20 protein-coding genes are annotated in these 16,159 nt (G+C 57.0%); 10 read left to right on the top strand and 10 right to left on the bottom strand.

The genetic code is table 11. The features are described from left to right. Positions 1-51 precede the first annotated feature (51 nt). The 4 genes from alkB to GNF76_RS22675 form a co-directional block, all read right to left on the bottom strand. Positions 52-717, bottom strand: coding sequence for a DNA oxidative demethylase AlkB (alkB, locus tag GNF76_RS22690; protein WP_178123512.1), 666 nt, complete (start codon positions 715-717; stop codon positions 52-54). 4 nt (positions 718-721) lie between these two features. Beyond that, on the bottom strand, positions 722-1,450 hold the full coding sequence (locus GNF76_RS22685; protein WP_155585317.1) for a 2OG-Fe(II) oxygenase: 729 nt from the start codon (positions 1,448-1,450) through the stop codon (positions 722-724). A gap of 82 nt (positions 1,451-1,532) precedes the next feature. Beyond that, entirely contained in the window at positions 1,533-1,700 is a 168-nt protein-coding gene (locus tag GNF76_RS22680; RefSeq protein WP_178123498.1) for a hypothetical protein, read from the bottom strand. 29 nt (positions 1,701-1,729) lie between these two features. After that, a complete protein-coding gene (locus tag GNF76_RS22675; RefSeq protein ID WP_155585315.1) occupies positions 1,730-2,032 on the bottom strand; it encodes a DUF1883 domain-containing protein in 303 nt (100 codons plus the stop codon). A 211-nt stretch (positions 2,033-2,243) separates the two neighbouring features. Here GNF76_RS22675 and GNF76_RS22670 point away from each other — a divergent pair, with 211 nt between their 5' ends. From GNF76_RS22670 to GNF76_RS22655, 4 genes are all read left to right on the top strand, one after another. Next, on the top strand, positions 2,244-2,594 hold the full coding sequence (locus GNF76_RS22670; RefSeq protein ID WP_155585314.1) for a hypothetical protein: 351 nt from the start codon (positions 2,244-2,246) through the stop codon (positions 2,592-2,594). A gap of 215 nt (positions 2,595-2,809) precedes the next feature. Then, a complete protein-coding gene (locus tag GNF76_RS22665; RefSeq protein WP_155585313.1) occupies positions 2,810-3,460 on the top strand; it encodes a c-type cytochrome in 651 nt (216 codons plus the stop codon). Next, on the top strand, positions 3,457-4,380 hold the full coding sequence (locus GNF76_RS22660; protein ID WP_155585312.1) for a c-type cytochrome: 924 nt from the start codon (positions 3,457-3,459) through the stop codon (positions 4,378-4,380). Before GNF76_RS22665 ends, GNF76_RS22660 begins: the two co-directional genes overlap by 4 nt. Before the next feature lie 64 nt (positions 4,381-4,444). Next, positions 4,445-4,675, top strand: coding sequence for a hypothetical protein (locus GNF76_RS22655; RefSeq protein ID WP_155585311.1), 231 nt, complete (start codon positions 4,445-4,447; stop codon positions 4,673-4,675). A gap of 8 nt (positions 4,676-4,683) precedes the next feature. On the opposite strand, the gene GNF76_RS22650 is transcribed toward GNF76_RS22655, so the two are convergent. After that, on the bottom strand, positions 4,684-4,965 hold the full coding sequence (locus GNF76_RS22650) for a hypothetical protein (RefSeq protein ID WP_155585310.1): 282 nt from the start codon (positions 4,963-4,965) through the stop codon (positions 4,684-4,686). A 135-nt stretch (positions 4,966-5,100) separates the two neighbouring features. Next, positions 5,101-5,286 carry a hypothetical protein gene (locus GNF76_RS22645; protein ID WP_010562799.1) on the bottom strand — a complete coding sequence of 62 codons (186 nt, stop codon included), beginning with the start codon at positions 5,284-5,286 and terminating at the stop codon, positions 5,101-5,103. Between the two features lie 307 nt (positions 5,287-5,593). On the opposite strand from GNF76_RS22645, the gene galU reads away from it, so the two are divergent. Next, positions 5,594-6,433, top strand: coding sequence for a UTP--glucose-1-phosphate uridylyltransferase GalU (gene galU, locus GNF76_RS22640; protein WP_155585309.1), 840 nt, complete (start codon positions 5,594-5,596; stop codon positions 6,431-6,433). 120 nt (positions 6,434-6,553) lie between these two features. Next, complete coding sequence (gene gorA, locus GNF76_RS22635) at positions 6,554-7,912, top strand: glutathione-disulfide reductase (protein ID WP_155585308.1); 1,359 nt, start codon at positions 6,554-6,556, stop codon at positions 7,910-7,912. On the opposite strand, the gene GNF76_RS22630 is transcribed toward gorA, so the two are convergent. Further along, positions 7,913-8,920, bottom strand: coding sequence for a DNA-binding protein (locus GNF76_RS22630; RefSeq protein WP_155585307.1), 1,008 nt, complete (start codon positions 8,918-8,920; stop codon positions 7,913-7,915). Positions 8,921-9,102: 182 nt separating this feature from the next. On the opposite strand from GNF76_RS22630, the gene GNF76_RS22625 reads away from it, so the two are divergent. From GNF76_RS22625 to ahpF, 3 genes are all read left to right on the top strand, one after another. After that, positions 9,103-10,035, top strand: a complete 933-nt coding sequence (locus GNF76_RS22625; RefSeq protein WP_155585306.1) for a site-specific integrase — start codon at positions 9,103-9,105, stop codon at positions 10,033-10,035. Positions 10,036-10,167: 132 nt separating this feature from the next. Then, positions 10,168-10,731: an alkyl hydroperoxide reductase subunit C gene (ahpC, locus tag GNF76_RS22620; protein ID WP_154742004.1), complete on the top strand. Its 564-nt coding sequence runs from the start codon at positions 10,168-10,170 to the stop codon at positions 10,729-10,731. Between the two features lie 132 nt (positions 10,732-10,863). After that, complete coding sequence (gene ahpF, locus GNF76_RS22615) at positions 10,864-12,429, top strand: alkyl hydroperoxide reductase subunit F (protein ID WP_155585305.1); 1,566 nt, start codon at positions 10,864-10,866, stop codon at positions 12,427-12,429. A 62-nt stretch (positions 12,430-12,491) separates the two neighbouring features. On the opposite strand, the gene gloA is transcribed toward ahpF, so the two are convergent. Further along, complete coding sequence (gene gloA / locus GNF76_RS22610) at positions 12,492-13,013, bottom strand: lactoylglutathione lyase (RefSeq protein ID WP_155585304.1); 522 nt, start codon at positions 13,011-13,013, stop codon at positions 12,492-12,494. A gap of 199 nt (positions 13,014-13,212) precedes the next feature. On the opposite strand from gloA, the gene GNF76_RS22605 reads away from it, so the two are divergent. After that, complete coding sequence (locus tag GNF76_RS22605; RefSeq protein WP_246211961.1) at positions 13,213-13,749, top strand: DUF4946 domain-containing protein; 537 nt, start codon at positions 13,213-13,215, stop codon at positions 13,747-13,749. A gap of 200 nt (positions 13,750-13,949) precedes the next feature. Here GNF76_RS22605 and GNF76_RS22600 read toward each other — a convergent pair whose 3' ends face one another. Together GNF76_RS22600 and GNF76_RS22595 are read right to left on the bottom strand one after the other, a co-directional pair. Further along, positions 13,950-14,315 (bottom strand): histone-like nucleoid-structuring protein, MvaT/MvaU family, encoded by a 366-nt coding sequence (locus GNF76_RS22600; protein WP_155585302.1) that lies wholly within the window; start codon positions 14,313-14,315, stop codon positions 13,950-13,952. A gap of 198 nt (positions 14,316-14,513) precedes the next feature. Continuing rightward, positions 14,514-16,055, bottom strand: coding sequence for an EAL domain-containing protein (locus GNF76_RS22595; protein WP_155585301.1), 1,542 nt, complete (start codon positions 16,053-16,055; stop codon positions 14,514-14,516). Between the last annotated feature and the right edge of the window lie 104 nt (positions 16,056-16,159).

Raw genomic sequence — 16,159 nt, 5'->3', positions numbered from 1 at the left:
CCAGATTAGTCGCACGCTGTATCCGCAACACTCCGATGCTTGCGGTCAAATTCAGCCGGCCATACGGAACGTCAGGTTGATGCGCTGTGGTCCCATTTGCGGGTGTACGCCTTCCTTGATCGGCAGCACGCCATGAAAGCGCAAGCGATCCACACCGCCCCAGACGACCACATCGCCATGGAATAACGAGACCTTTTGTACCTTGTCGCTGCGTTCATGGCCGCCGAATAGAAATACCGCCGGCAAGCCCAGGGACACCGAGACCACGGGCGCGGTGTAGTGACGTTCGTTCTTGTCCTGGTGCAGGGACATTTTTGCCCCCGGTACATAGCGGTTGATCAGGCAGGCGTCCGGTTCAAAGTCGTTGAATCCCGCTTCCTCCGCTGCCATTACCGCCAGTTGATGCAAGGCTTCGGGCAGTGCTGGCCAGGGTTGCTGGCTGTTGGGGTCAATGGTTGTATAGCGATAGCCCGTGCGGTCCGTGGTCCATCCCAGCTCGCCGCAACTGCTCAAGGCCGCCGACATGATGAAGCCGCCAGGTGTGACCATCTGCCGAAACGGTGACTGGGCCAGCACGCGCCGCAACTCCGGCAGCAGACGTTCGATCCAGGGCAGGGCATAACCTCTGAGAACATAGGACTGTTCGCCGATTTGCTCGCGCCCCGCCGGTTGCTGCAAAGCATCGTCGGCGAACAGCTCAGCGGTGGGGCCGGAAATCGGCTTATTGCGCATCGTGAAAGATCACTCCCAAAGTATGACGTTTGCCACTGTGCAGAACACTGACCCCATGGCGCAAGGTCACCCGATGAAAACCACGAGTGCTGGGCATTGGGCGCTGATTGACCGCAAAGATCACGGCATCCCCCTTGTTCAATGGCACTACCTGGGCCCGAGATTGCATCCTCGGGCGTTGCTCGGTCAGTACGAATTCCCCGCCATTGAAATCCTCGCCAGGCTGGGATAACAGGATCGCTACCTGCAGGGGGAAGACATGCTCACCATAAAGGTCTTGATGCAGGCAGTTGTAGTCTCCCGGGCCATATTGCAGCAGCAGGGGGGTGGGACGTTGTTGTCCGGCAGCGTGGCAGCGAGCGACAAAGTCGGCGTGTTGTGGCGGGTAGGTGATCGGCAGATTCATCTGCTCGTTCCAGCGATTGGCCTGTGGCGCCAGATAAGGATAAAGCTGTTCGCGCAGGTCGCCGACAAGGGCTGGCAGCGGGTAGCGAAAGTATTTGTACTCGCCCCGGCCAAAGCCATGCCTGGCCATCACCACGTGGGAGCGGAATGCCTCCGGTCGTGGGTAGTGGTCGCTGAGATCGGCGCATTCGCGGGCATTGAGCAGTCCGGGGATCAGCGCATTACCCTGTTGGTCAAGAGCGCTTTCGATGGCGCGCCAGTCCTGGGAAACCAGGCGATCGGCCAGAGGGAGGTGAGTGGATAAAGAAAGCATCGGCGATTTCCTGTGGCAGTGGGTGAGGGCTGCCAGTCTAGGAAGTCGCCGGGGGCACGGCACTCCGATGCTTGCGCTCGAATTACAGGGCTTTGCTCACATTGATATCGGTGATTTCGTCGCTGGCATCATGAATCTTCGCCAAGGCGGCTTTAGCCTCTTCTACACTGGCCGATTGCAGCTGGGCGAATTCAAAGCGGCGCTCACCATTGAGCTTGTACTTGATGACGTATTTGGTGGTTTGAGTCACGGTCTTTCCTGTCGGCTGCGGTTGAACAATCAGCTCAGTTTGGAGTTGGTACGGCGAACGATTCGGATTTTGTGAGACAAGGTTGGCTTGCGCGTCACGCTGATGGCGCGGCGGCTGACCACGTCGAGGGTAATGTTCCAGAAGCCGGTACTGGGTGCGGTGATTCTAGCCGGGAACGTGTCAAACGCGCCGCCGTGGTAGCTGTGGCGGCCACCGTTCTTGAAGCTGCGAAAGTTGGCATCGCTCATCAGGCGGATATTGCAGGTTTGGGAGCACTCGATGACGACAATGTCCCCTTCGTTAAGGTGCTCGCGCTGGTGAATGAATTTCATGGGGTGTCTCCAGAAGGGCTTTTTCTGAAAAATCAGAACGATACGTAGGTTAAGATGGAGTTTATCAGCCCCAGCACGTTTATTATCGGGCCGTCGTCGGTGTCTTCGACAATTTAAAACAGTTATTTACCGAGTTATCAGGGATAAGTCCTACGTTTGCGGGAGAAAAATACCATTCTCGCTGTCGTAGGGTCTTTATCGGAGGTTTTGTATGAAGTGGAGTGTGTTGGTCCTGGCCTTGGCGTTGGGTGGGTGTGCTTCGGTATCAGATATCAAGCAGACACCGCCAACGTTGGCGGTCATCTCCGGGAAAAAACCACAGGAGTATGCGGCCTGTGTGGTTCAGAAATTGTCGTCGACCCGCAGACCGTCGCAGATCGAGCCCCACAAGGACGGTGTTCGGGTGATCGTGCCGCAGAAATTTTCCGCTGATCCGTCGGCTGTCTTTGAAATTGAAGATCGCTCCAGCGGCAGTAGCATCAAGCTCTATGAAAGCATGTCCAATGTGCCTATTCGTCCAGGCGATGTGAAGAAAGCCGCCGAGGATTGCATTTCCGGTTGAGGCCAGGGCCGCTCATACGAATCCGATTCAAAAAGCCTGACACTGATGCCGTGTCAGGCTTTTTTTTGCCTGCGCTTCCCGTGAGGGCGCGTATTTACCCGAAGATGTTTATTTTTGTGCAGTGCGAAGGTGTTGTAGCTATCAGCTCATTGCCCTACCATTTGTAGGCTTATGCTTTGAGGGTCTAAGCATATAACTATAAGAATGGAGTCGTGATGATGTCTCTGGAACGAGTTTTGATGGGGAGTGCGCTGCTGCTGATACTGGGCAGTGCTCACGCGCAAGAAGGCCGAAACGTCTTTACCCAAGGAGGTTCGCAGCCTGGCGCTGCGCCTTGTGTGGCGTGTCACGGAGCGGATGGCCTGGGACTGGCGGCGGCCGGTTTTCCGCGTCTGGCCGGTTTGCCGGCGGGCTATTTGCGCAAGCAGTTGGAGGATTTCAAAAGCGGGGCCCGCAGCAGCCCGGTCATGCAACCGCTGGCCAGCGCCCTGACTGAAGAGGAAGTCGGCACGGTGACCCAAGCGTTGGCGACGATGCCCGCACCTGCCGTTGCAACCCTTCACCGAAGTGTCATGCCCGCCAATGCGGCGCAAAAAATCGCCTTGCAAGGTGCCTGGGATCGACAGATTCCTGCCTGTGTCAGCTGTCATGGGCCAGCTGGCGTAGGCGTTGGTGAGGCTTTTCCACCCCTGGCCGGTCAATCCGCCGCTTATCTGGTCGCACAACTGAATGCCTGGCAGAGCGGGGCACGGCATAACGATCCCAATGACTTGATGGGCCATATCGCTAAGTCGCTCACGGCTGAGGAAGTGCAGGGCGTGGCAACCTATTTCTCCTCATTGAGCGGCCAGGAGGCCAAGCCATGAAGGTTTTCCTGTTTGCCCCCGTATTGAGCGTGTTGATCAGTCTGCCCGTCTTGGCTGCGACTATCGCCATGGAAGATCAGTCGCAGTTACAGGCCCCTGTTGCGGCCCATCCGGCGAGTCAGTTCCAGCCACCACTGGAAAGTGAACTGCCGGACAATGCCTACGGCAAGCTGGTCAGGCAGGGATATGCGTTGTTTGTCGACACCAAGCGCCTGGCCCCGAAATTTGTCGGTAATGGCCTCAATTGCAGCAATTGCCACTTGGATCAGGGGCGGTTGGCTAACTCGGCGCCGTTGTGGGGGGCCTATCCCATGTACCCGGCCTATCGAAAAAAGAACGACAAGGTCAACACCTTTGCCGAGCGCTTGCAGGGCTGTTTCCAGTTCAGCATGAACGGTGGCACGCCACCGGCAGCTGACAGTCCGGAGATTACGGCGTTGTCGGTCTACTCCTATTGGTTGGCGAGCAAAGCGCCGTTGGGCGTTGAGTTGCCGGGGCGGGGTTATCCAGAGGTGCCGTCATCCGCCAACGCTTATGACTTGGCTCGGGGGGCCGAGGTCTACAAGGGGCAGTGCGCGGTCTGTCATGGTGCCGAGGGCCAAGGTCAGAAAGTCGGCGACAGCTACGTAATGCCGCCTTTGTGGGGTAAAGACTCCTACAACTGGGGCGCCGGAATGCACCGGATCAACACGGCGGCATCCTTCATCAAATACAACATGCCCCTGGGCAAGGGCGGCAGCCTGACCGACCAGCAGGCATGGGATGTGGCGGCGTACGTCAATAGCCACGAACGGCCGCAAGATCCGCGGCTGGTGGACGGTTCGGTGGAGAAAACCCGGGTCAAGTTTCACGCCAACGACGGGGTCAATCTGTATGGGCAAACGGTAGAGGGCGTGCTGATAGGCCAAGGCATCCGTTAAACTGTTGGTCACCCACAAAAATGCCGCTGAAACCCAGCGGCATTGTTTTTTTCGGAATTCAGTCATGAAGCGTGAGCAAGTCAGAGACCGACATGCAGCAGGTCACATATCGGCAACCCATGTCATACAGAACCCGGCCGATCCTGGAGAGTGGATTGTGTTCTTCAAGAAAAGCGCCGGGCGCAGTTTTTTTCTGGTGGATGACCAGGATGAGGTCGAGGCCTTCTCGCGGTTGGATGACCTGATCGAAACCATTCGTGGCCTGGGCATCAAGTTCGCCGAAATTCACATGTAGCTGATCGGTTACTTGCAGACGACGACTACGCTGCGGCTTTTGAAGTTGCCGACATCTTTGCCCAGGGTCTTGTCGCTTTCCTTCAAGGCAGGCGTACCTTCTGTACCGACGATGCGGTAGCCGGTGCCCGCGCAGGAGGCGTCGGCTTTCTCGTAGCAACTGGCCCAGGAGTTGGCCTCGCCGGAACAATCGATGGTCAGGCCTTGCTCGCCATTTTTCAGGTAAGTATCGGAGGTGGTAGTGCAGCCGGTGAGCACCAGTACCGCAATCAGTGCCAGGATCTTGTTCATGGTGTGGTCGTCGCTGAAGGTGTTGGAAGGGGCGCTGAAACGGTTCAAGCGAGATTATAGCGAACGGCCATTAACGTACAGACAAACACAAAAAAGCCCCGCTCACGGGGGCTTTGATGTACAGGGCTACAAGGCTTACTTGCCCTTGGGTCTTTTGCTTGACGCGTGGCCAGCTTCATCTACGAACACTTCCGCTACCGCAATAGCTTCACGTTCGGTTGCGAATGACCCGGCGACGCTGTCACCGTGGAAGTTGATCAAGTGCCAGCCATCTGCTCGCTGTGTGATCAGGTAGCCGTTCACGCCTTTTGGTTCTGACATCTATCTTTCTCGTTGTCTGGTTCAAGAGCGCAATGATAGCGCCAAATGCATTTGGACCGCCCAACTTGTTGCAGGTCAGTGCTGATCCTCATAAAGCATGCTAAAAAGGGTAAAACCCTTTAAAACAACGGGGCGCAGTCAATGTTTGCGATGCCGCCGGGAAGGCTTGTTCGAAGATGGGCGGAACTTAAGCCGACATTTTTTCTCTATGTTGACATCGCAACGCCAGCAGGACCCATTGTAAGGTGACTGCGGCCTGATTAGACTGCGCCGAATTTCGTACGCACAGCCCTTATTAAGGACTTTTATGATCAAGAAATGCTTGTTCCCAGCAGCCGGTTACGGTACTCGCTTCCTGCCAGCGACTAAAGCCATGCCCAAAGAGATGCTGCCGGTGGTGAACAAGCCACTGATCCAGTACGGCGTTGAAGAAGCACTGGATGCGGGTCTGAACGAAATCTCCATCGTGACCGGCCGTGGCAAACGCGCTCTGGAAGACCACTTCGACATCAGCTACGAGCTGGAAAACCAGATCAAGGGCACCGACAAGGAAAAATACCTGGTTGGTATCCGTAAGCTGCTCGATGAGTGCTCGTTCTCCTACACTCGTCAGACCCAAATGAAGGGCCTGGGCCACGCGATTCTGACCGGTCGCCCGCTGATCGGTGACGAACCCTTCGCCGTGGTACTGGCGGACGACTTGTGCGTCAACCTGGAAGGTGACGGCGTGTTGACCCAGATGGTCAACCTGTACAAGAAATACCGTTGCACCATCATTGCCGTTCAAGAAGTCGATCCTCAGGAAACCAACAAGTACGGCGTAATCGCGGGCGACGAAATTGGCGATGGCCTGATCCGCGTACGTGACATGGTTGAAAAGCCGGCGCCGGAAGATGCACCGTCGAACCTGGCGATCATCGGTCGCTACATCCTGACGCCGGACATCTTCAAGCTGATCGAAGAGACCGCCCCAGGCAAAGGTGGCGAGATTCAGATTACCGACGCGCTGTTGAAGCAGGCGAAAGATGGCTGTGTGATCGCCTACAAGTTCAAAGGCCAGCGTTTCGACTGCGGTGGCGCCGAGGGCTACATCGAGGCGACCAACTTCTGCTACGAGCACTTCTACAAGACTGGCAAGGCTTACTGATTCACGCTTGCCTGCCTGATCTCAAGAAAGCCACCTTCGGGTGGCTTTCTTGTTTTTCGGCCCCCTATATTGCTCAGAGGATGGCAGCAGGTATGCTGTTGGCCTGCCGAGGAGAGTGAAATGGCCTACGATTTTGATCTTTATGTAATAGGTGCCGGTTCCGGCGGTGTTCGGGCTGCGCGCTTTGCCGCAGGCTTTGGCGCCAAGGTGGCCGTGGCTGAAAGCCGCTACCTGGGCGGTACCTGTGTCAACGTCGGTTGCGTACCGAAGAAGTTACTGGTCTACGGGGCACACTTTGCCGAAGATTTTGAGCAGGCCAGTGGTTTCGGCTGGTCTCTGGGAGAGGCGAACTTTGATTGGACAACCTTGATTGCCAACAAGGACCGCGAGATCAATCGCCTCAATGGCATTTATCGCAACCTGTTGGTCAACAGCGGCGTGACCCTGCATGAAGGGCATGCGCGCCTGGTGGATCCCCACCAAGTGGAGATCAACGGTGAGCGCTTCACTGCCAGGCACATTCTGATCGCCACGGGTGGCTGGCCGCAGATCCCGGAAATCCCGGGGCACGAACATGCCATCGGCTCCAATGAGGCTTTTTTCCTCAAAGCGCTGCCCAAGCGTGTGCTGGTGGTGGGCGGTGGTTACATCGCGGTGGAGTTTGCCGGGATTTTCCACGGCCTTGGCGCACAAACGACGCTGTTGTATCGCGGCGATCTGTTCCTGCGTGGTTTCGATGGTGCGGTGCGCAAGCATTTGCAGGAAGAGCTGACCAAGCGTGGGATGGATTTGCAGTTCAATGCCGATATCGAGCGCATCGACAAGCAGGCCGACGGCAGCCTAAAGGCCACCCTGAAAGACGGTCGGGTGCTGGAGGCAGATTGCGTGTTCTACGCCACGGGTCGACGTCCAATGCTCGACAACCTGGGGCTGGAAAATACCGGCGTCAAACTGGACAAGCGTGGCTTCGTTGAAGTGGATGAGCGCTACCAGACGGCTGAGTCGTCGATCCTGGCCATTGGCGATGTGATCGGGCGTGTGCAATTGACGCCGGTTGCGCTGGCGGAAGGCATGGCTGTGGCGCGTCGTCTGTTCAAGCCTGAGCAGTATCGCCCGGTGGATTACGCGATGATTCCGACAGCAGTATTCAGCCTGCCGAACATCGGCACCGTGGGCTTGAGCGAAGAGCAGGCCAAGGCTGACGGTCACAAGGTGCAGATTTTCGAAAGCCGTTTCCGGCCGATGAAGCTGACCTTGACCGAGTGCCAGGAGCGCACGCTGATGAAGTTGGTGGTTGACGCAGAGACTGACAAGGTCCTGGGTTGCCACATGGTGGGGCCGGATGCCGGCGAAATCATTCAGGGGCTGGCGATCGCGCTCAAGGCGGGCGCGACCAAGCAGCATTTCGATGAAACCATCGGCGTGCACCCGACGGCGGCGGAAGAGTTCGTTACCATGCGCACGCCTGTGGCAGGTTGATCAACCTTCGGTAGTCGCCTCTGGCGCCGTTGCAACGACGGCCGCCAGGTGCAGCGCCTCGATACGGGCCTGGGCTTTGACCAGGTCCAGTTCGAGGGCCTTGTTGGCCTGCTGGTGTTCGCTCAATGCCTCCTGGCGTAACTGAACCTCCAACAGCGCAACCCGCAAGCGTTCCTGGAGGAGGGTGCGCTCGCTGTCGATCAGGCTGACCTGTTCGCTCAACTGGCGCTGCTCGTCCCGTTCCTTGCGTGATTGCTCTTGCAGCATACCCAGCTCCTTCACGGTGACGCGATGCTCAATCAGCAGTCGCTCGTTATCGCGGTGCAACTGGGTAATCTCATCCTGGCGCACCATCGCACTCTGCTGCGCCTGGCGCAGTTCCGCCTGCACTTGCTGCAACTGGCCTTCGTGGCGTCGCTGTTCCTGCTCACGCTGATCCTTGATGGCGTTACGGTAATGCTCCAGGGCATCTCGAGCGTGCAGGTGCTTTTCTTCCAGTGAGCGAATCTGCTCGTCCTTGTCGTTGATTCGTAGCTCGTAGTCGCTGCAGGCCTGGCTCAGGCCTGCGTTGCGGGTCTGTTCGGTTTGCAGGCTGGAACGGGTGGTGTTGAGTGCGGCGCTCTCATCGGTCAGCGCGTGTGCCTGAACCTCGAATGCTTGCTTGAGTTGGCTGTGCGCCTGTTCCAGTTCTTCGAGTTGAGCGAGCAGGGCGGCTTTTTGCTGTTTGAATTGCGCCAGGGCGCTATCAATCGGCTCTTGGGCCTGGTCTTTCAGGCGTTGGGCCAGTTTGCCCACAAGCTCCGCCAGTTCATCGTCTATAGGCGCCTGGGTGATGGTTTGCCGCGATTCGCTTTCGTCCAGCTCCTTCAGATAACGATGAATTGTGGTTTTCGAGCCGGTATTGCCCATCTCGATACGTACGGCATCGATGCTGGGGTTTTCGCCGCGGGCCAGGATCGCCAGGCGTGCCGTTTGAACTACTGCTTTATTGATGCCGCCGCGAGCCATGGGGTCTCCGTCGATTTAGTACTGTGGTACGTATTATGTAATTACATACTCTATCACGATTTATTTTCCATTGAAATTCATGAATTAACAGATGGGATATTGGCGTATTATCCCGTGTCATAGCCGTTTTGAAGCCTTCTTCGTCCAATGGCAGTACGCATACATCCTGCAAGGCCATCCCTATGAGCGAGTTGGACCGTTACCTCAACGCCGCCACCCGCGACAACACGCGTCGCAGCTACCGAGCGGCCATTGAGCATTTTGAAGTGAGCTGGGGCGGATTCCTGCCGGCCACCAGCGACAGCGTCGCGCGCTATCTGGTGGCGTATGCGGGTGTGTTGTCGGTCAACACGCTGAAGTTGCGTTTGTCGGCGCTGGCTCAGTGGCATACCAGTCAGGGATTTCCCGATCCCACCAAGGCGCCTGTGGTGCGCAAGGTACTCAAAGGTGTTCGCGCCCTGCACCCGGCGCAGGAGAAGCAGGCTGAGCCTTTGCAGCTCCAGCATCTCGAGCAGGTGATTGCCTGCCTGGAGAAAGAGGGGAGAGACGCCAGAAATGCCGACAATCAACCAGGCTTTCTGCGAGCCAAACGTGACACGGCCTTGATCCTGCTTGGTTTCTGGCGTGGCTTTCGCAGCGATGAACTGTGTCGTCTCAACATCGAGCATGTGCATGCCGTACCCGGTTCAGGGATCAGTCTGTACCTGCCCCGCAGCAAAAGTGACCGGGAAAACCTCGGCAAGACCTACCAGACCCCCGCATTACTACGGCTGTGCCCGGTGCAGGCCTACAGCGAGTGGCTCAGCGCCTCGGCGCTGGTGCGTGGCCCGGTATTTCGCGGCATTGATCGCTGGGGCAACCTCGGCGAAGCAGGGCTGCACCCCAACAGTGTGATCCCGTTGTTGCGCCAGGCTTTGGAGCGTGCGGGTATTGCCGGGCAGTTGTACACCAGCCATTCCTTGCGCCGTGGTTTTGCCACCTGGGCCCATCGCAGTGGCTGGGATTTGAAGTCGTTGATGAGTTACGTCGGCTGGAAGGACATGAAATCCGCCATGCGCTATGTTGAAGCGACGCCCTTTCTTGGAATGACGGTGGCGACTGATCAGCTGATATGAGATTTCTTCTATTAATACAGTCGCCTAATAGCGAAAACCAATCGTCAGCATCAGGTTTGCCAATGAGCCATCGGTGATGAGACTGGGTAGGATTCCCCCATCAACTTTTTAACCCCTGACGGAGAGTCAACGATGCCTATCATCAACAGCCAAGTAAAACCGTTCAAAGCAACCGCCTACAAAAACGGCAGCTTCGTCGAAGTGTCGGACGCTGACCTGAAAGGCAAGTGGTCTGTCGTTTTCTTCTACCCAGCCGACTTCACCTTCGTCTGCCCAACCGAGCTGGAAGACCTGGCTGACAACTACGCCGAGTTCCAGAAACTGGGCGTCGAAATCTACAGCGTTTCCACTGACACCCACTTTGCCCACGCTGCCTGGCACAACACTTCGCCAGCCATCGGCAAAATCCAGTACACCATGATCGGCGACCCGACCCTGGCCATCTCCCGTAACTTCGACGTACTGATCGAAGAAGTCGGCCTGGCAGATCGCGGCACGTTCGTGATCAACCCTGAAGGCCAGATCAAAATCGTTGAAATCAACGATGGCGGTGTAGGTCGTGACGCTTCCGAGTTGCTGCGCAAAATCAAGGCCGCTCAGTACGTTGCTGCTCACCCAGGCGAAGTTTGCCCAGCCAAGTGGAAAGAAGGCGAGGCCACTTTGGCGCCGTCCCTGGACCTGGTCGGCAAGATCTAAGTCTGTGAAACACCTCAGGGCGGAGTTGTCCGCACCTTAAGTAGGCCGCACCGCCCTCAAAAACGCCCGGGCGAGATTCGCTCGGGCGTTTTTTTTCGACCGTATTAAACGAATTAACAGGAAATCGCCCGTATGTTGGACGCCAATCTTAAAGCTCAGTTGAAGTCATACCTGGAACGGGTCACCCAGCCGATCGAGATCGTCGCCTCCCTCGACGACGGTGCGAAATCCCAGGAAATGCTTGCCTTGTTGCAAGACGTAGCCAGCCTTTCAACGCTGATTACCTTGCGCAGCGATGGCGATGATGCGCGCAAGCCATCGTTCTCCATCAACCGCCCGGGTGCCGATATCAGCCTGCGTTTCGCCGGCATCCCCATGGGCCATGAATTCACTTCGCTGGTGTTGGCGCTGCTGCAAGTCGGCGGCCACCCTTCGAAGGCCAGTGTCGAGGTGATTGAGCAAATCCGCGCCTTGAAAGGCGAGTTCAGCTTCGAGACTTACTTCTCGCTGTCGTGCCAGAACTGCCCGGACGTGGTCCAGGCGCTGAACCTGATGGCCGTGCTAAACCCGAACATCCGCCACGTTGCCATCGACGGTGCATTGTTCCAGGCTGAAGTCGATGATCGTCAGATCATGGCCGTGCCCAGCGTTTACTTGAACGGTGTCAACTTCGGTCAGGGCCGCATGGGCCTGGAAGAAATCCTCGCCAAGCTCGACACCAGCGGCATTGAAAAACAGGCCGAGAAAATCAGCGCCAAAGACGCTTTTGACGTGCTGGTCGTCGGCGGTGGCCCGGCCGGTGCCTCGGCGGCGATCTACGCTGCGCGTAAAGGCATCCGTACTGGTGTCGCGGCTGAACGTTTCGGCGGGCAGGTGCTGGACACCATGGCTATCGAAAACTTCATCTCGGTCCAGGAAACCGAAGGACCGAAGCTGGCCAGCGCCCTGGAAGAACACGTCAAGCAGTACGACGTCGACATCATGAACCTGCAGCGGGCAAGTCGCTTGGTTCCTGCGAAAAACGCCGGCGAGCTGCACGAGATTCACTTCGAAAGCGGTGCGACACTCAAGTCCAAGGCAGTGATCCTGGCCACCGGCGCCCGCTGGCGCGAAATGGGCGTGCCGGGTGAGCAGGAATACAAGGCCAAGGGCGTGTGTTTCTGCCCGCACTGCGATGGTCCGTTGTTCAAAGGCAAGCGCGTTGCGGTCATCGGCGGCGGTAACTCCGGCGTTGAAGCGGCTATCGACCTGGCCGGAATTGTCAGTCATGTGACCTTGCTGGAGTTCGACAGCAAACTGCGCGCCGATGCCGTGTTGCAGCGCAAGTTGTACAGCATGCCTAACGTTGATGTGATCACCAGCGCGCTGACCAGCGAAGTCAAAGGTGATGGCCAGAAAGTGACCGGTCTGGTGTACAAGGACCGCAATTCGGGCGAGTTCAAGACGGTCGATCTGGAAGGCATCTTTGTGCAGATCGGTTTGCTGCCCAACACCGACTGGCTCAAGGGCACTGTCGAGCTGTCGCCCCGTGGCGAGATCATCGTCGATGCGCGTGGTGAGACTTCACTGCCCGGCGTGTTTGCTGCCGGTGACGTGACGACTGTGCCGTACAAGCAGATCGTGATTGCGGTGGGCGAGGGGGCCAAGGCTTCCCTGAGTGCCTTTGATCACCTGATCCGCAGTTCTGCTCCGGCGTAACGGTTGGCCTGAAACTGAAAAACCCCATGAGTGATCATGGGGTTTTTTATTGGGTGAAACTTTTACAGCGGTGCTGGCTGGATGATCTCTACCCAGTAAGCATCCGGGTCCTTGATGAAGGCCAGGCTTTTCATGCGGCCATCAGTCAGGCGCTTCTGGAAATCGCAGCCCAGGGCTTCAAAGCGCTCACACGCGGCAACGATGTCCGGCACCGAGATGCAGATGTGGCCAAAGCCACGCGGGTCGGTGTTGCCGTTGTGGTAGGCGAAATCCGGATCGTTTTCGGTGCCGTGGTTATGGGTCAGTTCCAGAATGCCGGGAATCGACTTCATCCACTGAGTACGTTCAGCGGCGTCGGCAGGGATCTGGGCTTTGTCCACCAGGGCCAGGAAGTACAGGCTGAATTCGGCGTCCGGGAAGTCGCGCTTTTCCACCAGGGAGAAGCCGAGTACGCGGGTGTAGAAGTCCAGCGACTGGGTGATGTCCTTGACCCGCAGCATGGTGTGGTTGAAGACGAAGCGGCTGGTGGCGGTGTCCGGTTGGGCAGTCACGCCCGGGAAAGTGTTCAAATCGTGCAGGCTCATGGGCCCTCCAGAAAAAATGGGGTAGACGCAGCTCGTGGTTTGAGCGGTCCCTTGGCTTGCGGCTGACAGGCATCCGTGCAACTGAGCCATGATACGCAAGCCCCGCCTGTTGCGACAAATGAAAAAGGTCACGCGACCCTTGCGACCAGCGGGCTGGCGGGCTCAAACTTTGAGGCTTGAACCTCGAGTGTTTTTTGCAATGAGCCGATTGAGTAAACCGTTGTTGACCACCTTGTGCCTTGTATGGGGCAGTGCTGCTGTCTTGGCGGCGGACCCGGAAATTCATTGGCCCAGCGGCTGGCAAGTGGAAGAGGTGGTGCCTGATGCGGACGCACCGCCCAAGCCGTCATCGGTTTCTCGCCAGCGGGCGATAAAGAATGATGAAAACGGCGCAACGCTGATGGTTATGGAACTCACCGGTACGCCGATCGAAGCAGGGCATGCGGTCAATCTGCAAGGTGTGCTGCTGGAGATGCGCAAATCCATCCAGAAGGATTTTGCCCGGAGCGGTTATCAGAGTGTCTGCAGCAAGATGCACCCAACAACGTTAAGTCGTCTTGAGGCGTTGGAAACTACCTGTGTCGTCACTGAGAACGGCCGGCATGTGCTGTCGCAAACGCTGGTGGGCGCTGTCGATACGGATAAGGCGTATGTTTTTTCATACGCCGGGCAAGCCGATGCTTATGAGGCGAGTAAGGCTGAAGTCAGCTCCGTACGTGATAGCTTGAAACTTTGATGCTTTGGGCTAAACGCTTGGCGTGGGTCGGCGACAAAAAACGCACAACTAGAAGGCATTAGCGCGAAAGCGCTGACAAGTCGGATTTGTACCAAGTGAAATGTATTTTAAAGTTCACTTTCGAAAACATCCAGGTTTCAAATCACGACCCAAAATAAAAAAGCCCCGCGTCTGCGGGGCTTTTATTTAGTGCGCTTCTATTAGCCGCGCAGCCAGGAATCTACAGTGGCTGCGCCATACTCTTCTTTCCAGGCCTTCAAGCCGCGGTGGTTGCCGCCTTTGGTTTCAATCAGTTCGCCGGTATGCGGGTTGTGATACACCTTGACCACGCGTGCACGGCGCGTTTTGGGTGCGGCCGCTACTTGAATACCGGACTTGCCCGGGTTTGGATCAAGGATGGAAATGATGTCACGCAGGCTCTTGCCGTAGGTTTTCATCAGCCCTTGGAGCTTTTCTTCGAATTCGATTTCTTTCTTCAAGCCAGCGTCGTTCTTCAGGGATTCCAGCTGGGCGAGCTGCTCTTGAAGGGCTTTTTCTGCTGCGCGAAATTCGGCGAGTCTGGACAAAATCTTTACTCCAATAGTGTATTTGGCTGATACCAACTGTAAACAAAGCTATAAGCCAAGAGCCTCAGCGTGACTCATTGAAAGTGGCTCTCCTGCCCATTCAGCGCAGGCAGGAAAAATTGTAGTAGTTAATGAGTCACGAGTAAATCATGTCTTTTGTATAAATAACAATATTTCCTCCCGGCGCTAGATGGCTATTCAATGGCCGTGCAAAGACTTAATGAATGCATCAAAGGGCTCGGGGCGACCAAACAGGTAACCCTGCAAAAAGTCCACGCCTTGGGCCGCCAGATATTGGCACTGCTCTTGTGTTTCCACGCCTTCTGCGACGATCCCCAAGTCGAGCTTGGCGGACAACTCAATGATGCTGTCGAGTATATGCCGCGATAACGCGTCGACACCGATCATCGCGACAAAGCTTTGATCAATCTTCAAGTAGTCAACATTGAAGTTGCGCAAATAGCCCAGGCTGGAGTGGCCGGTACCAAAGTCGTCAATGGCGATCATCACCCCCAGTTCGTGCAGCGCCTGGAATAGCTGGCGGGTAACGTCGGTTGGTTCGATCAACTCGCGCTCGGTCAACTCAAGCACCAATATGACCTGGCCTGGCGTGAAGGCCGCGAGGAACTCGCGGCAGTCGTCCACCAGCGCCATGTCATGGCAATGACTGGCGGTGATATTGATGCCGATGTGGAAACCGCTGGTGAAGCGGTCTGCATGGGGCGCCAGGCAGGCGGCGGTCCGGCGCATCAAGGCACGGGTCATCGGCACGATCAGCCCGGAGTGCTCGGCCAGGGGGATGAACAGGTCCGGGCGCACGAGGCCTTCCTTCGGGTGGTTCCAACGCATCAGCACTTCACAGCCGGCCCATTGCAGGCTGTCACCGCGCACTACCGGTTGAAAATAAGGCACGAACTCATTGGCGCCCAATGCTCGTTGCAGTTCGTGAGTGGGCGCGGAGGAGCGCTTTTGTAGCCAGTGAGCGAAGACGCCCGCCAATACGCCGAAAAACACCACCAGACTGAACAGTGCCGGGTATCGAGCTTCCATATAGCGCCAGACTTCACCTTCAGGCATGCCGGCTTCAACGCTGTAGACATAGCGCTTGGAGTCGAGACGCTGATGGGCCACGGCAAACACGGGGGGCGCGGTCTGATGGACTTTGCCATCGGCGCCCAGCCAATTGGGCCCCACCTGCAATACCAGGTAGGCATAGCGACTGATCAGACGCAGGGCGTTCGTCAGGTGGTAGCCGTCAATGGAGGCAAAGGCGCCCTGGTCACCGTCTGTGAGCCGATACACCAGCAAAGCTGTGTCAGGGGTTACCGGATTGCCTTTCATCAGCCACAGCCGGCCGTCGACGTAGTCTTCAGGGTTGACCGGTGACACGTAATTGCCGCCAAACAGTGAGCTGCAATAAATGGTTCTCTTCCACGACAGAGTAGTAGCGCGTACGAAGGGGCGGCGCGTGACTTGCTCGCGAAGGGCCAGCTTCACCGACCTGTCACAGTCCTTGCCGGCCAGTGGCAGGAGGTCCTGGGCGGCGAGGGCGGTGTTGTCGAGCATCAGGTCAAACTGGCGCACGGCCTCTTCGGCCGTCTGCGCAGTGCTTTGTTCCAGGGTGCGTTCGGCCTGCAAGTACAGGATGACCACTCCCAGCAGAATCGGCAGCAGTACGCTCAGGGCGGTGATCAGGTAGCGAGTTGTAGGTTTTCGTGGGCCTTTGACGGTCAGTGGCATTTACGCGGCCTGTAGCAGATAAGGGCAATTGGGCTCTCAAAGGCGGACGGGACAACAAGGCCGTTCAAAAAAGAGTGCGGGCAGTCGCCATGATAGATGGCCTT

The organism is Pseudomonas spelaei, assembly GCF_009724245.1.
Lineage (GTDB): Bacteria > Pseudomonadota > Gammaproteobacteria > Pseudomonadales > Pseudomonadaceae > Aquipseudomonas > Aquipseudomonas spelaei.
Note: the sequence above shows the minus strand (reverse complement) of the source record. Positions and strands in the feature narration are given on the sequence as shown.

Excerpts from the sequence above, each read along its gene's own strand:
- GNF76_RS22685 (WP_155585317.1), bottom strand. The coding sequence starts at position 1,450 with ATGCTTTCTTTATCCACTCACCTCCCTCTGGCCGATCGCCTGGTTTCC.
- GNF76_RS22675 (WP_155585315.1), bottom strand. The coding sequence starts at position 2,032 with ATGAAATTCATTCACCAGCGCGAGCACCTTAACGAAGGGGACATTGTC.
- GNF76_RS22670 (WP_155585314.1), top strand. The coding sequence starts at position 2,244 with ATGAAGTGGAGTGTGTTGGTCCTGGCCTTGGCGTTGGGTGGGTGTGCT.
- GNF76_RS22665 (WP_155585313.1), top strand. The coding sequence starts at position 2,810 with ATGATGTCTCTGGAACGAGTTTTGATGGGGAGTGCGCTGCTGCTGATA.
- GNF76_RS22660 (WP_155585312.1), top strand. The coding sequence starts at position 3,457 with ATGAAGGTTTTCCTGTTTGCCCCCGTATTGAGCGTGTTGATCAGTCTG.
- GNF76_RS22655 (WP_155585311.1), top strand. The coding sequence starts at position 4,445 with ATGAAGCGTGAGCAAGTCAGAGACCGACATGCAGCAGGTCACATATCG.
- GNF76_RS22650 (WP_155585310.1), bottom strand. The coding sequence starts at position 4,965 with ATGAACAAGATCCTGGCACTGATTGCGGTACTGGTGCTCACCGGCTGC.
- GNF76_RS22645 (WP_010562799.1), bottom strand. The coding sequence starts at position 5,286 with ATGTCAGAACCAAAAGGCGTGAACGGCTACCTGATCACACAGCGAGCA.
- galU (WP_155585309.1), top strand. The coding sequence starts at position 5,594 with ATGATCAAGAAATGCTTGTTCCCAGCAGCCGGTTACGGTACTCGCTTC.
- gorA (WP_155585308.1), top strand. The coding sequence starts at position 6,554 with ATGGCCTACGATTTTGATCTTTATGTAATAGGTGCCGGTTCCGGCGGT.
- GNF76_RS22630 (WP_155585307.1), bottom strand. The coding sequence starts at position 8,920 with ATGGCTCGCGGCGGCATCAATAAAGCAGTAGTTCAAACGGCACGCCTG.
- GNF76_RS22625 (WP_155585306.1), top strand. The coding sequence starts at position 9,103 with ATGAGCGAGTTGGACCGTTACCTCAACGCCGCCACCCGCGACAACACG.
- ahpC (WP_154742004.1), top strand. The coding sequence starts at position 10,168 with ATGCCTATCATCAACAGCCAAGTAAAACCGTTCAAAGCAACCGCCTAC.
- ahpF (WP_155585305.1), top strand. The coding sequence starts at position 10,864 with ATGTTGGACGCCAATCTTAAAGCTCAGTTGAAGTCATACCTGGAACGG.
- gloA (WP_155585304.1), bottom strand. The coding sequence starts at position 13,013 with ATGAGCCTGCACGATTTGAACACTTTCCCGGGCGTGACTGCCCAACCG.
- GNF76_RS22605 (WP_246211961.1), top strand. The coding sequence starts at position 13,213 with ATGAGCCGATTGAGTAAACCGTTGTTGACCACCTTGTGCCTTGTATGG.
- GNF76_RS22595 (WP_155585301.1), bottom strand. The coding sequence starts at position 16,055 with ATGCCACTGACCGTCAAAGGCCCACGAAAACCTACAACTCGCTACCTG.